The 13,577-nt window shown below is 49.8% G+C and carries 12 protein-coding genes; 10 read left to right on the forward strand and 2 right to left on the reverse strand.

The genetic code is table 11. From position 1 onward, the window contains the following. The 3 genes from AM1_RS16155 to AM1_RS16165 are packed head-to-tail and all read left to right on the forward strand — an operon-like array spanning position 1 to position 3,650. A complete protein-coding gene (locus AM1_RS16155) occupies positions 1–1,275 on the forward strand; it encodes a hybrid sensor histidine kinase/response regulator (protein WP_012163952.1) in 1,275 nt (424 codons plus the stop codon). Then, complete coding sequence (locus tag AM1_RS16160) at positions 1,262–2,524, forward strand: diguanylate cyclase domain-containing protein (protein WP_012163953.1); 1,263 nt, start codon at positions 1,262–1,264, stop codon at positions 2,522–2,524. The genes AM1_RS16155 and AM1_RS16160 overlap by 14 nt, the downstream gene beginning before the upstream one ends. Before the next feature lie 19 nt (positions 2,525–2,543). Next, positions 2,544–3,650, forward strand: coding sequence for a response regulator (locus AM1_RS16165; protein ID WP_012163954.1), 1,107 nt, complete (start codon positions 2,544–2,546; stop codon positions 3,648–3,650). Positions 3,651–3,655: 5 nt separating this feature from the next. On the opposite strand, the gene AM1_RS16170 is transcribed toward AM1_RS16165, so the two are convergent. Next, positions 3,656–4,783 carry a THUMP domain-containing class I SAM-dependent RNA methyltransferase gene (locus tag AM1_RS16170; RefSeq protein ID WP_012163955.1) on the reverse strand — a complete coding sequence of 376 codons (1,128 nt, stop codon included), beginning with the start codon at positions 4,781–4,783 and terminating at the stop codon, positions 3,656–3,658. Between the two features lie 198 nt (positions 4,784–4,981). On the opposite strand from AM1_RS16170, the gene AM1_RS16175 reads away from it, so the two are divergent. After that, the gene (locus AM1_RS16175; RefSeq protein ID WP_012163956.1) at positions 4,982–6,322 is read left to right on the forward strand and encodes a dihydrolipoamide acetyltransferase family protein; all 1,341 of its coding nucleotides are present in this window, start codon (positions 4,982–4,984) and stop codon (positions 6,320–6,322) included. A gap of 108 nt (positions 6,323–6,430) precedes the next feature. Here the strand turns inward: AM1_RS16175 and AM1_RS16180 are convergent, their stop codons facing one another. Continuing rightward, a complete protein-coding gene (locus AM1_RS16180; RefSeq protein WP_012163957.1) occupies positions 6,431–7,684 on the reverse strand; it encodes an FIST signal transduction protein in 1,254 nt (417 codons plus the stop codon). Positions 7,685–7,940: 256 nt separating this feature from the next. Between AM1_RS16180 and sufU the strand changes: the two genes are divergently transcribed. From sufU to AM1_RS16210, 6 genes are all read left to right on the forward strand, one after another. Continuing rightward, positions 7,941–8,420 carry a Fe-S cluster assembly sulfur transfer protein SufU gene (sufU, locus tag AM1_RS16185; protein WP_012163959.1) on the forward strand — a complete coding sequence of 160 codons (480 nt, stop codon included), beginning with the start codon at positions 7,941–7,943 and terminating at the stop codon, positions 8,418–8,420. Then, positions 8,420–8,953 carry a Ycf51 family protein gene (locus tag AM1_RS16190; protein ID WP_012163960.1) on the forward strand — a complete coding sequence of 178 codons (534 nt, stop codon included), beginning with the start codon at positions 8,420–8,422 and terminating at the stop codon, positions 8,951–8,953. Before sufU ends, AM1_RS16190 begins: the two co-directional genes overlap by 1 nt. 80 nt (positions 8,954–9,033) lie before the next feature. Beyond that, entirely contained in the window at positions 9,034–10,203 is a 1,170-nt protein-coding gene (locus AM1_RS16195; protein WP_012163961.1) for an iron-containing alcohol dehydrogenase family protein, read from the forward strand. After that, positions 10,200–11,411 (forward strand): aspartate aminotransferase, encoded by a 1,212-nt coding sequence (locus AM1_RS16200; protein WP_012163962.1) that lies wholly within the window; start codon positions 10,200–10,202, stop codon positions 11,409–11,411. Before AM1_RS16195 ends, AM1_RS16200 begins: the two co-directional genes overlap by 4 nt. A gap of 78 nt (positions 11,412–11,489) precedes the next feature. After that, positions 11,490–12,824: a TrkH family potassium uptake protein gene (locus tag AM1_RS16205; RefSeq protein WP_012163963.1), complete on the forward strand. Its 1,335-nt coding sequence runs from the start codon at positions 11,490–11,492 to the stop codon at positions 12,822–12,824. Positions 12,825–12,866: 42 nt separating this feature from the next. Beyond that, complete coding sequence (locus AM1_RS16210) at positions 12,867–13,562, forward strand: potassium channel family protein (protein WP_010473575.1); 696 nt, start codon at positions 12,867–12,869, stop codon at positions 13,560–13,562. Positions 13,563–13,577: the final 15 nt, after the last annotated feature.

Genomic DNA, 13,577 nt, shown 5'->3' on the forward strand with positions numbered 1-13,577 from the left:
ATGCCTAAACCCATAATTGTTTGTGTGGATGATGAAATCGCAGTCCTAGATAGCCTCAGACGTGAGCTATCTGAAGTGTTTGAAGATACCTGCGAAATAGAAACTGCTATGGGGGGCAAGGATGCCATTGCCCTGGTCCATGACCTGATCGAAGATGAATGCGATTTATCGGTCATCATTGCTGATTATCTGATGCCAGACATCAAAGGAGACGCAGTCTTACAACAAGTCCATCAGCTCTCTCCCCAAACTTTGACCATTATGTTGACGGGGCAAGCGAATGTTGATGGTATTTCCAATGCCATCAATACGGCCCAGCTGTATCACTACATTGCCAAACCCTGGCAACCTGAAGCGTTACAGTTAACGGTGCGAGAGGCTCTCAATCGCTATCAACTCTCTAAAAAAATTAAAGACTATCAACAAACCCTCGAACGTAAAGTTGAAGAGCGTACCCAGGAATTATCCGAAACGTTGCATACCCTGCAAACCACCCAATCAGAACTGATTCAGGCGGAAAAAATGGCTGCCCTAGGCCAGTTAGTGGCGGGCGTAGCCCATGAAATTAATACCCCTGTGGGCAATGCCCTGTTAGCCGCCTCGGTATTGAATAATGAAACCAGTTCTTTAACTCAAGCCTTTGAGCAAGGAGCGTTAAAACGATCGGCCTTAGTGGGTTATTTGCAGACTGCTCAAGAGAGTAGTGATCTGATCTTGCAAAATCTGCATGGGGCGGCGGCCCTCATTCAAAACTTCAAGCAAGTTGCGGTGGATCAAACCAGTCATGAGCAACGAGAGTTTCAGATCATCCCGTATATTGAGAGTGTATTGACCAATTTGGAACCGAAATTAAAACGGACTCGCCATACGGTGACGGTTTCAGGGGATGCTGCTCTAAAAACCACTAGTTATCCAGGAGCACTGTCACAAGTTGTGACTAATTTTGTCATGAATTCCCTTATGCATGCCTACCAACCTGGAGAGGCAGGGCAATTAAAATTTGAAGTGACTCAACAACAAGATCGGATTATTCTCGAATATACCGATGATGGTTGTGGCATTCCAGCAGAACATCAGCCTAAGATTTATGAACCTTTTTTTACCACGGGTCGAGATCGGGGCGGCAGTGGTTTAGGTCTGCATATTGTTCACAATCTGGTCACCCAGTCCCTTGGAGGAACCTTGTCTTGCCAGAGTGAGGTTTCCGTAGGAACTCAGTTTATGCTGCAGTTACCCTTGACCTTAAGGAAGGGGGAGGCTCATGCCCGAGGATAAATCCTTGCTTTCTGCAGGAACTCTAGAAGCCGATGATGAACTCCAGTTTTTGGAAGAGTTAGCCTGCCATTCCCAGAGGGAGGTGATTCCAGGAGGATGGAAAGTCATTGTAGTGGACGATGAAGAACAGGTTCATGAGGTGACGCGTCTCGCCCTGAAAAACTTCAAATTTGCTGATAAGCCCCTGGAAATTATTTCGGCTTATTCCAGTGAAGAAGCTCAGCAGTTATTGAATCAAAACCCAGATACAGCGGTGTTGCTGTTAGATGTGGTGATGGAGACGGATGAAGCTGGCCTAGAGCTGGTCAAGCATATCCGTGATCATTTACACAACATCTTTGTGCGGATTATTTTACGCACTGGTCAGCCGGGTATCGCTCCCGAAAAATCGGTGATTGAAGGGTATGACATTAATGACTACAAAACTAAAACCGAACTCACCCAACAAAAACTTTTTTCCACGTTAATTACGGCTATTCGATCGTATCGAGATTTACTGACTGTTGAAGAGAGCCGTCAACAGATTGCGTATTTAAATCAACAGTTAGAAGATGCCAAACTCAGTTTGGAGAATAAGGTTAAAGAACGCACCCAAGCGCTGCAGCAGCAAACCTTAGCCTTAGCAGCTAAAAACAAGCAGCTAGAAGAAGAGATTCAGGCCAAGCTCTATGCCCAGCAGGCTTTAGAAGCGACCAATAAGAAGTTGGATGAAGCCAATAAGCAGCTGTCTCTGATTGCGAATCATGATGCCCTCACGGGGTTGGCGAACCGCCGTCGTTTTGATGAGTATTTACAACAAATTTGGAAGCAAACTCAGCGGGAACAACAGCCCTTAAGCCTTTTAATTTGCGATATTGATTTTTTCAAGCAGTATAACGATACCTATGGTCACCTAGAGGGAGATATTTGCCTCCGAACGGTGGCCCAAAAGATTCACCAAACCATTGTGCGTCCTTTGGATTTAGTGGCCCGCTTTGGAGGGGAAGAATTTGCGATTGTGTTGCCCAATACCGATTTAGAGGGAGGGCAAGTGGTGGCGGAGCGCCTGAGAATGATCATCCAGAAGTCTCAACTTCCCCATCGTGGATCTTCTGTGAGCGAATTTGTGACCGTTAGCATTGGGGCCGCTACGGTGCGATCACATCCCCATACCTCCGTATCGAGCTTAATCAGCCGAGCCGATCAGGCCCTCTATCAAGCGAAACAATCTGGACGAGACCAGGTGGTTGCTCTATCGATAACGGAGTAGGTTTTTCAGCAGGAGAAGAGTGCGATTTACAGACAGCCGGGGAACACTGGATGTAATTCGCGAGATCAGCCGAACGGCCATGCAAGACGTCAATGCTCCAACATCTCCATTTCCGGAAGTTTCCAGAACATCATCCTTAGGGAGCTCTGATCAGGATCGACCCGTTATTCTGATTGCTGAAGATGATCGGATGACGCGAGCCATGATCAGTCATATTCTCACGAATGATGGATATCGGGTCGTGGAAGCCGAGGATGGAGAAACCTGTTTGGCCGCTTACCAAAAGAGTCCTCCTAACCTAGTGCTACTAGACGCCATGATGCCAGGCATGAATGGCTTTGAGTGCTGTGGTGAACTGATGAAGTTCCCTGAGAGTGCCTATACCCCCATTTTGATGATCACGGGATTAGAAGATCAGACCTCTGTTGATTGGGCCTTTGATGTGGGAGCATCAGACTACATTACGAAACCGATCCATTGGCCTGTTTTGCGACAGCGGGTTCGTATTCAGCTAGAAAGAACCCAACTCCATAAACAGCTGGAAGAAGCTAACAAGCGCTTAACCTACCTAGCTTCAGTTGATGAATTGACCCAACTTCCGAATCGCCGGGCTTTTACAGAAGCCCTTAACCGGGAATGGCGAAGGATGGCTCGGGAGAAATCTAGCCTAGCCTTAATCATGATCGATATTGACTATTTCAAAGTCTATAACGATACCTATGGACACCCGGTTGGGGATAGTTGCTTATTTCAGGTGGCCCGGGTTATCCATACTTGTGTTAGGCGTCCTGCCGATCTACCGTCTCGATATGGGGGGGAAGAATTTGCAGTAATTTTGCCGAATACTACTTTATCAGGAGCAATTCATGTTGCCGAAAATATGCGGTTGTCCGTACAAAGACTCATGATTCCCCATAAAAACTCGGCAAATGGTCCCTATGTCTCTCTCAGTTTGGGGGTGGCCAGTGTCATTCCTGATATCCAGGAAATGGAATCAGAGACTCCTTTGCTGTTGGCCGCAGACCAAGCGCTATACAAAGCCAAGGCCGAAGGCAGAAATCGTGTGTGTGTCGATCAAACATTGTCAACGATAGAAAGCGAACAACTCATCGTCGATTCTGTGTAAACCACCTAATACAGCTCATACTTCAAGAACTGACAGGCAATGGAGCCATTGTTGATCGCCTTGCGCTGACAAGATTTGAGGCCAATCGATTGAGATAAGGCTTTATTCCCACTTAAAACAAAGGCGGTCCAGCCTTTGAAGCGCTGTTTGAGGATTTGACCCAATTGACGATAGAAATCCCCCAGTTCCCGAGGATTCCCTAAGCGCTCGCCATAGGGCGGGTTGCAGATGAGGATGCCGCTATCGGTGGGCGGTTCAACATCCTGTAAGTCGATAGCTTCAAACCAGATATAGTCTGCGACATGGCAATTCTGGGCATTGAGCTGGGCTTGGTCAATCACCTCGGCATTTTGGTCACTGCCCCAAATGGGCATGGGAAGGTGTGAGCGTTGTTGCTCTCTCGCTTTAGTTTGCAGAGATTGCCATAGAGCCGCATCAAAATCTGGCCAGGTTTGAAAGCCAAAGCCTTGTCGAAAAGTACCCGGTGCAATTCTGAGACCCTGTAAGCAGGCTTCCAACGGTAGGGTGCCGGAGCCACAGAGGGGATCCATAAATGCTAAATCGGATTGCCAGCCCGATAAGCGAATCAGAGCAGCAGCCAAGGATTCTTTTAAGGGAGCAGCCCCTACCGCCGGACGATAGCCCCGTCGATGGAGGCTGCTGCCGGAACTATCCAGGTTAACCACACAGCGAGCTTGATGGAGGTGAACGTTGATCCGCACGTCTGGAGTTTGGGTATCGATGTGCGATCGCGTTCCGAATTGTTGGCGCTGTTGATCAACAATGGCATTTTTAACCTGCAGAGCCGTGAAGTGACTATGGTTCAGCTGAGGTGTCTTCCCCGTGGCATCAACGGCGAAGGTATAGTCTGGGGTCAAATACTCCTGCCAAGGCAAGGTTTGAATGCCCTGATAAAGAGCCTCGGCATCTTGGCAAGGAAACGCTTCTAATCGCAGCAGAATCCGAAATGGCAGTCTGGCCCAGAGATTCACCTGGTATAGCAATGGGCGATCTCCCTGAAAAGCCACTCCACAAAATCCAGGCTCAACGGATTGCGCCCCTAATTCTGTCAGTTCTTGGGCGGCTAAAGATTCTAGTCCTCGGGCAACGGTGGCAAAATATTGTCTGGGCATGACAGGGACCTCATGAGAGTGGGTGGGAGAATCCCCAGCCACGACATCGCTTTGCTTATTGAAGCATTTTGATTCCCTAACTGGATGGATGCCGTGACTTTCTCGGTAAAGGAGATAGTGTGGATAGCCCTGAACAGGATAAAATTCAAACTGGATAGGCTTTGGTTTATCTTGCTATTCGTTTCGGAAAACTAACCCATGATTCATGAAGTGTTTATGCCTGCCCTCAGCTCCACGATGGAGGAGGGAAAAATTGTCTCTTGGTCTAAGGAGCCAGGTGACAAGGTCGAAAAGGGTGAAACGGTTCTGGTGGTTGAATCCGACAAGGCAGATATGGATGTGGAGTCCTTCCATGAGGGATATCTAGCAGCCATCGCGGTGCCTGCGGGTGGGGTGGCCAAGGTCGGTGCGGCCATTGGCTATGTTGCCGAAACGGAAGCTGAAATTGCTGAAGCACAAAAGAAAGCATCTGCCGCTGAGTCTGCGGCCCCTGCACCTGCAGCTCCGGCCCCTGCACCTGCAGCTCCAGCCCCTGCTGCAGTAGCTCCGGCTCCTCCGGCTGCGGCCCCGGCCCCTGTTGCTACTATTCCAGTAGCCCCAGCAGCTACCTTAAATGGAGGCAGTGCACCGGCTGCTCCATCTAACGGTCGAGTGGTGGTTTCACCTCGGGCGCGGAAGCTTGCTAAGCAATTCAAAGTCGATCTCAATACCCTAACGGGCAGTGGTCCCCATGGTCGAATCGTGGCTGCAGATATAGAAGCAGCCTCTGGCCAAACGTCGACCACTGCTACGGCTCCAGCCGCCAGCAGTGCTGCGCCTCAGCCATCCCTACCTGCCTCCGCTCCCTTACCCGCTGGAGCAGCAGCCGGTGAAGTAGTTCCCTTCAATACCTTGCAGCAGGCTGTGGTGAACAACATGGTGGCTAGTCTAGCTGTGCCCACCTTCCATGTGGAATATTCCATTGTTACAGATGCCCTGGACCAGCTGTATAAGCAAGTCAAGACCAAAGGTGTCACTATGACGGCCCTCTTGGCCAAAGCTGTGGCGGTTACCCTGCGCCAGCATCCCCTGGTCAATGCCAGCTGTGCCCCACAAGGAATCCAGTACAGCAGCGCCATCAATATTGCTGTGGCGGTTGCCATGCCTGGGGGCGGTTTGATTACGCCAGTTCTGCAACAGGCGGATCAGATGGATTTATATTCCCTCTCTCGCACTTGGAGAGATTTAGTTGCTCGCGCCCGTAGCAAACAGCTGCAGCCGGATGAATACAGTACCGGCACCTTTACCCTTTCCAATCTGGGAATGTTTGGGGTCAACAGCTTTGATGCCATTCTGCCCCCAGGGCAAGGGTCCATTCTGGCGATTGGTGGGTCTAAGCCCCAAGTCGTGGCGGATGATCAGGGCATGATGGGGGTGAAGCGACTGATGAATGTCAACATTACCTGCGATCACCGGGTGATCTATGGTGCCGATGCCGCTGCCTTTTTGAAGGATTTAGCGGAGTTGATTGAAACCAATCCCCAATCCTTGACCCTGTAATCCATAGACGGGAGCTTCATCATGAAGGCTTCTCCTTTTGTGAAGCTTCTGATTACAACGCATTTCCACATCACACCTAAAAATTGATCCGCTTATTGTAGGTGTGAATTAATCGTCTTGGCTGCGAAAAATACCAAAGGCGGCGGTGTAGCCATGAAGAAACGTTGTGCCAGCAATGGGACCAATTTCGCCATTACAGAAAAAACCGCTGACCGGAATATTGTGAAAATAGCGTCTAAAGAGTTGAGAGTCGAAGTCGGGCTCTCCATAGAACCGCTCTCCTCGCCCTAAGCAATCAAACAGCAGGGCGGCTATGGGCTGAGATTGATCTGGGGGCGATTTTTGAAAATAGTGTTGGAGCAGTTCTTCCAGTTCATCGGCAGAGGCTTGGGCATCTCGTAAGTGAAATTGAATCCGTTGACCGGGACGGATGCGATCGCCAATGGCAATCGCCCCAATGCGGGGGTCCACCCCAATTAAGTTGCGAATCAAAAAATCGCCCGGTTCCAAATTTTGCTTAAACTCATTACAGACAATGCCCACCGAGAGGGAATGCTGGGCTAACTCCCGTTCATCCTCGTCCAAATCCTGGACCAAGGTTTGCAGGGCTTCCAAGGGCGTCTGTAGCTCGACTTCATCGGCATTAAATGTGGCTTCCACTGGAACGGTTTGTTCTTCCACCTGCAGCACAACGTTACGCTCAGCTTCGGCTACCCGATAGGGTTGACCAATGGGGCGACAGCCTTGAGCTACAATTGTTTCGACCATAATATTGCCACTCAGGGCAACGCCCACTGTGCCCTCGCGATAGAGCTGGTCGTCACAGAACAGACCACTTCCACTCCAAGAAGAACGACCACTGGCAAGACCGCCAATTTTGACGGCACCTGGGTAGGCATAATCTAGCCCTTGCAGTAGATCACTAATTTTTGAGCTAGAGGGATCGGCAAACAGGATGAAATGGGGCTGATGGGCTGGATCCACTTCTAGTAATTCAGTCCAGGTTAAAGGGGCACTATCTGGATCCGGTAGCTCGTCTTCATAGATATGAAAGGTCTGAATGTCGACACCGGGCAATGAGGCTAGGGTGAGGGTAATACCGGGTTCTTCTTCAACTTCCGCGGTAGATCCCCCCTGGGTTGGCCCAATCACACCATTCCCCCCACATCCAATAAAATGCTGGACCGGCAACTTATCTGCCAGCAGGGGCTGTAATCGAGGAAATTCGCTGGCAAAGGTGGTTGAAATAAATAAAATGGCCAAATCTGCAGGGGCGTCTAAGGATTGCATTGCCGTTGCAATCACTTCATCCAGTGCAGCTTCTAGAGAGGGTTGTGTTGATAGTGCACTAGCCCACTTCATTTTTGCTCCTTCGGAGGATTCCCTGACATCATGTCTGCTTTATTCCAGAACATTGACTGGCCTGATCGACGGAAGAGCGGCAACCCCAAATGGGGTAATCCCAAGAACACTCTAATATGTCTGTTGATGCTTTGACAGTGATCCACTGGGGATAGCTGCCTTTCGTTAAGATCGAAGGGGCAACAGCCAGTATCCTAGATACATTCCCTTGATTCATCCTCGATTGTGGAGAGCGATTCCTCACTGTCTTCAGATTATGGCCCTGGACAATCTCCGAAAACTGTATCAACAAGTCATATTAGAACATGACAAAAAGCTTCGTCATCGCGGCATGACGGATCCAGTCCATCGTCACCAATGGGGACATAATCCTTCCTATGGCGATACGATTGAGCTGACGGTTCAGTTGGAAGCGCTAGAAGAGCGGATTGCGGCTGTTAAATTTGAAGGTGAGGGATGTGCGATCGCAATGGCGTCTGCTGACTTAATGGCAGATGCGATGCAGGGAAAACCCCTCCCTGAAGCCTTGCAAATGGTCCAAGCATTCCAAAATATGATGAAAGGCGAAGGAGAATTCCCGCGAGAGCATCGTAAGCTCAACGTCATGCAGGGGGTGGCCCAATTGCCCGTTCGGATTAAATGTGCCACCCTAGCCTGGCACACCCTTAAGGCCGCCTTAGAGCATCAGAGTGTAGAATCAGCGGATGAGTTTGTCAGCAACGAGGAGAATGATTAATGCCCACCCCCGAGTTTTTTCAGCAGGCTTGTCAGTGGTGTGCGATCTTGATGCTCGCCAGTGGTGTTTTTACAGGTCTAGCCTATGTCTTTAAATGGGGTATCCGCTTCCGTTTTGTCGGTGTTACCAGTCTATTAGGGGTGCTGACGGGCAGTTTACTGGCCTTAAGCTTTTTCCCTTTGAGTAAAGCTGTGATTCCAGGGGCTGACAAGTACAACTTGGTTTATGATGTCGCAGGTCCTGAGGTGGTGATTTCAGTTTCCCCTATGATCACCCCTACCGCACTTGAGGCGACTCTTCTGCAAGCTTCAGAGAATCTGTTCTCACCGGGGCGCATCGGCCGAGGCACCAATGATATGACTATCAAAGCTCGCACTATTTTGCATCAGAAATCAGGCATGTCTCAGCTCATTCCCCTGGGGCAAATTCAGCGCTCTTTGACTGTTCGTGACGACCCTAACGCTAAAATCACTTTGAATCAGGATAATTTAGCGGCTCTCGCCACCACGATTTTTGATCCCTCCTCTAGTTAAAATCAATATTGGAAGTCAGCTTCCCTAGCCAAATGGATATCAGGAGAGGACTGACTTAATTGCTCCGTACCGTCCCACCTATGTCTAAGTTCTCATCACCCTCTGTCTCCTCCTCGGTTGAGTGCGCCAGTCAAGCCATTGCACCCCAATGTGTCGTTCGAGCTGAGCAAAGTCTGGCTCAATTAGAATCTCTGATCCAGCCCTATGGCCAACGACCGCTAGTGGTCGCTGGAGAGCATAGCTTAGCAGTCTTGCAGCCTTACTTGGCTGCAATTTCAACTTTAACTTTGGAGCTGGCGGTTGCCCATTATGGTCAAGATTGCAGTGAAGCCAGTCTCAAGGCTTTAGGAGAGGCGATGACCTGTCATCGTGCAGACGTCATTGTTGGGGTGGGCGGTGGAAAAGCGTTAGATGCAGCCAAACTCTTGGCCCATCAAAACCGCTGTCCCGTGATTACGATTCCCACCTCTGCCGCGACCTGTGCGGCCTGGACGGCGTTATCGAATTTATATTCGGAGACAGGAGCATTTCAGTATGATGTCGGCTTACCTCGATGTCCTGATTTACTAATCCTGGATTATGAGGTGATCCAAACTGCTCCCCAGCGAACGCTGATTGCTGGCATTGGGGATGCGTTAGCGAAGTGGTACGAAGCGTCTGTGAGTAGCGGCCATTCCCAGGAAACCCTAACGATTGCTGCTGTGCAACAGGCCCGCGTGCTCAGAGATATTCTGTTTCAGAAATCCATGAAGGCCATTACCCAACCGGGCAGTGATGAGTGGCGACAAGTAGTGGATGCCACGGTGTTAATGGCAGGGGTTGTGGGAGGATTGGGTGGAGCTCAATGCCGTACTGTGGCTGCCCATGCCGTCCATAATGGGCTGACCCATCTCTCGCCGACCCGCGCCAGCTTACATGGGGAAAAAGTGGCCTATGGTATTTTGGTGCAATTGCGTTTAGAAGAACTGGTCCAGAATAACCACCTCGCGACAACGGCTCGCCATCAGCTGCTCAAATTCTATAAAGAGATTGGCTTACCGATGACCCTGGCCGATTTAGGGATGGAGGATGTGTCTCTGAAGAACTTACAAATGGCGGCGCAAGTGGCTTGCCAGCCAGATTCAGATCTCCACCATTTACCCTTTACGGTGATGCCAGATCAGCTGCTAGCGGCGATGGTCTCTACGGCTAGTCTCATGGCGGACGGTAGTGCTAATCCAAGCTCTCCATCGGAAGAGGTTTGCCCATGAGTTTGGATTGGATCAAACCGGCTGACCGGTTGAGTGCATTGCCACCCTATGTATTTGCCCGTTTAGATGAACTCAAAACCTCGGCTCGTCAGCAAGGGCTGGATCTGATTGATTTGGGTATGGGAAACCCGGATGGTCCGCCGCCCGAACCGGTGATAGAAGCTGCGATCGCAGCCCTCAAATCCCCCAATACTCATGGCTATCCTCCCTTTGAAGGCCATGCAGACTTCCGTCATACCATTACCGATTGGTATCACCGCCGATATGACGTATTGCTCGATCCGGAGATTGAGGCTCTACCGTTACTTGGCTCTAAAGAAGGCTTAACCCACCTCGCTTTAGCCTATATCAATCCGGGGGATGTGGTGTTAGTCCCCAATCCAGCCTATCCACCCCACTTTCGAGGCCCAGCCCTAGCCGGAGCCGAAATTTACGGTTTGCCCTTAAAGGCAGAAAATGACTGGCTGATTGACTTAGGCAGCATTCCTGATCAGGTGGCAGAACGGGCCAAAATCCTCTACTTCAATTACCCCAGTAATCCAACGACGGCTGTGGCCCCCCGAGAGCTGTTTACAGAAATTGTCGCCTTTGCGCGTAAACATCAAATTTTGCTGGTTCATGACCTCTGCTATGCCGAGCTAGCGTTTGATGGCTATCAGCCGGTCAGTCTGCTGGAAATTCCAGGGGCAAAGGAGATTGGCGTTGAGTTTCATACCCTGTCCAAAACCTACAATATGGCCGGTTGGCGGGTGGGGTTTGTGGTAGGCAATCCCCAAATTATTCAAGGGCTGCGAACTTTGAAAACTAACTTAGACTATGGCATTTTTGCTGTGGTTCAGGCGGCCGCCCAAACTGCACTGCAACTCCCCGATAGCCATTTGCAAGGGGTGCAGCAGCGCTACCGAGAGCGACGAGATTTTGTCATTGCCGGATTGGGTGAGCTGGGCTGGCACATCCCCAAAACGAAAGCAACCATGTATTTATGGGCACCCTGTCCTGTAGAGATGTCCTCCGCAGACTTTGCCTTAAAGCTGATCCAAGAAACCGGAATTGTGATGACGCCGGGGAGTGCCTTTGGTCATCATGGCGAAGGCTATTTGCGGATTAGCTTGATCGCAGACTGCGATCGCCTCGGTGAAGCCATTCATCGTATTCGTCAATCTCAGATTTGTGGTACTCCTACCAGCAACGTTATCAGCCCATCATGAAGGGAAGGTTTCTAATATCTGTGATCATTTGTTGTTTCTCAAGTCAGAGCGGCTTCCCCCTGCTATGTGGGAGGAGCCATGACCGTTTCTAGAAGCATCTGTTTAGGATTTTTAGTCGCCATTTTAGTCGGTGCAGGTTTACTGCTGCTCCCCATCTCAACGGCCAGTGGAGACTGGAATAGTCCTGTGATTGCCCTGTTTACGGCCACGTCTGCTGTCTGTGTCACAGGCCATGTGGTGGTGGATACGGGATCCTACTTTTCCCCTGTGGGACAGGTCTTTATCCTCACTCTGATCCAGTTGGGAGGGTTGGGCTATATGGTGTCCACCACGTTTTTGCTGTTGTTACTGGGACGAAAATTTGGCCTCAGAGATAAGATTGCCCTCCAGCAGGCCTTAGATCGCTCTAAATTACAGGGGTCTAACCAGGTAGTGGTATCTATCATTGCCACCATCCTGGTCTTTGAGCTGATGGGCATGATCTTCCTATTTGGGGTGTTTAGTCAGCAGTATCCTACCCCCCTTGCTCTTTGGTATGCCGTGTTTCACAGTATCAGCGCTTGGAATAATGCAGGATTTAGCTTATTCCCGGATAGCCTGAGCAGTTATCAGTTTTCCTGGATCGTCAATCTCACCATCTCTGGTCTAGTTATTATTGGCGGCATTGGCTATGAAGCTATTTTTGAAGTGTATCTATGGCTGCGTGACCGTCTAGCAGGGAAGCAAAAGCGAACCCTGTTCTCTCTTAATTTTCGAGTGGTGACGAGTACCACGGCGATGCTATTGACGTTAGGTACCATTGCCTTTTACCTGACGGAATCTCGTAATCCAGACACGTTACAAGCTCTCAGCTGGAATGATCAGTTGATCTCGGCTTGGTTTCAGTCCATGACAACCCGTACCGCTGGGTTTAACACCATTGATATTGGCAGTATGACCAATGCAGGACTCTTCCTGGCCATTGCCTTTATGTATGTGGGCGGCAGTCCGGGTGGAACGGGGGGTGGGGTGAAGACGACCACCATCCGCGTCCTGAGTAGCTGTACCAAAGCGATTCTTCGGGGTAAAGAATCCGTCACCATGTATGAACGCCAAATCCCCTTATCCTTGATTTTGAAAGCGGTGGGGGTCGTGGTGGGTTCAATCACCACGATTGTCTCGGCGACAACGTTAATGTCGATCGCTGATCCAGGGGTGGAGTTCATCAATATTTTGTTTGAAGTGGTGTCTGCTTATGCCACGGTTGGTTTATCGACTGGGATTACGGCGGCTTTAACCGGAAGTTCGAAACTTATTTTGGCCGCCACCATGTATATGGGGCGAGTCGGTGTCTTACTCTTGATGGCAGCCTTATTGGGTGATCCTCGCCCCAGTACTGTTCGGTATCCAGAAGAATCTTTATTGGTCGGATAAATTGCTTTTAGGATAAAAAACTAGCATTATGGATATATACCCGTGAATTTATCATCATTGAGTTTATTCCCAGGTCTTAACAAGAAAAAGCAGCAGTTTGCTGTGATTGGCTTAGGGCGTTTTGGTCGGGCAGCCTGTCAGGCATTACACCAAGCCGGCCAAGAAGTGTTAGGGACGGATATTGATGAAAAACGCGTGACCGAAGTCGTCAATAATCACTGGGCGGCTCATGCGTTGCAGCTCGATTCCACGGATCCCTTGGCCCTGAAGGAAGCAGGGATTTACGAGTTTGATACGGTGATTATTGCCATCGGTAACTATCTGCAAGAAAGCATTATTACAACTCTAAATGTCAAAGAAGCAGGTGTTGCCAAAGTCGTGGCTAAAGCGTCTTCGGAAGTGCATGGTAAGCTGCTCAAACGAGTCGGGGCTGACCAGGTAGTCTTTCCTGAAAATGAAGCGGGGTACGCCTTGGCCCGGACGCTGACGAAGCCTTCTATCCTGGATCACTTTGAACTAGATCCGCAGCATAGCATCGTTGAAATTGTGGTGCCTGATGAGTTTCACAATAAATCGATTGGAGAATTGCAGCTTCGAAGTCGTTATGGCCTCAACGTTTTAGCGATTTGTCGCGATCAGAAATTTAATATCAATCCCAGCCCCGATCTCAATTTGCAAAAAGGATCCGTGATGGTGGTGATTGGGGAAACCAAAGCGATTGATGAGCTGCCTCTTTAACAGGTGATAATGTTA

The organism is Acaryochloris marina MBIC11017, assembly GCF_000018105.1.
Lineage (GTDB): Bacteria > Cyanobacteriota > Cyanobacteriia > Thermosynechococcales > Thermosynechococcaceae > Acaryochloris > Acaryochloris marina.

Excerpts from the sequence above, each read along its gene's own strand:
- AM1_RS16155 (WP_012163952.1), top strand. The coding sequence starts at position 1 with ATGCCTAAACCCATAATTGTTTGTGTGGATGATGAAATCGCAGTCCTA.
- AM1_RS16160 (WP_012163953.1), top strand. The coding sequence starts at position 1,262 with ATGCCCGAGGATAAATCCTTGCTTTCTGCAGGAACTCTAGAAGCCGAT.
- AM1_RS16170 (WP_012163955.1), bottom strand. The coding sequence starts at position 4,783 with ATGCCCAGACAATATTTTGCCACCGTTGCCCGAGGACTAGAATCTTTA.
- AM1_RS16175 (WP_012163956.1), top strand. The coding sequence starts at position 4,982 with ATGATTCATGAAGTGTTTATGCCTGCCCTCAGCTCCACGATGGAGGAG.
- AM1_RS16180 (WP_012163957.1), bottom strand. The coding sequence starts at position 7,684 with ATGAAGTGGGCTAGTGCACTATCAACACAACCCTCTCTAGAAGCTGCA.
- sufU (WP_012163959.1), top strand. The coding sequence starts at position 7,941 with ATGGCCCTGGACAATCTCCGAAAACTGTATCAACAAGTCATATTAGAA.
- AM1_RS16190 (WP_012163960.1), top strand. The coding sequence starts at position 8,420 with ATGCCCACCCCCGAGTTTTTTCAGCAGGCTTGTCAGTGGTGTGCGATC.
- AM1_RS16195 (WP_012163961.1), top strand. The coding sequence starts at position 9,034 with ATGTCTAAGTTCTCATCACCCTCTGTCTCCTCCTCGGTTGAGTGCGCC.
- AM1_RS16200 (WP_012163962.1), top strand. The coding sequence starts at position 10,200 with ATGAGTTTGGATTGGATCAAACCGGCTGACCGGTTGAGTGCATTGCCA.
- AM1_RS16205 (WP_012163963.1), top strand. The coding sequence starts at position 11,490 with ATGACCGTTTCTAGAAGCATCTGTTTAGGATTTTTAGTCGCCATTTTA.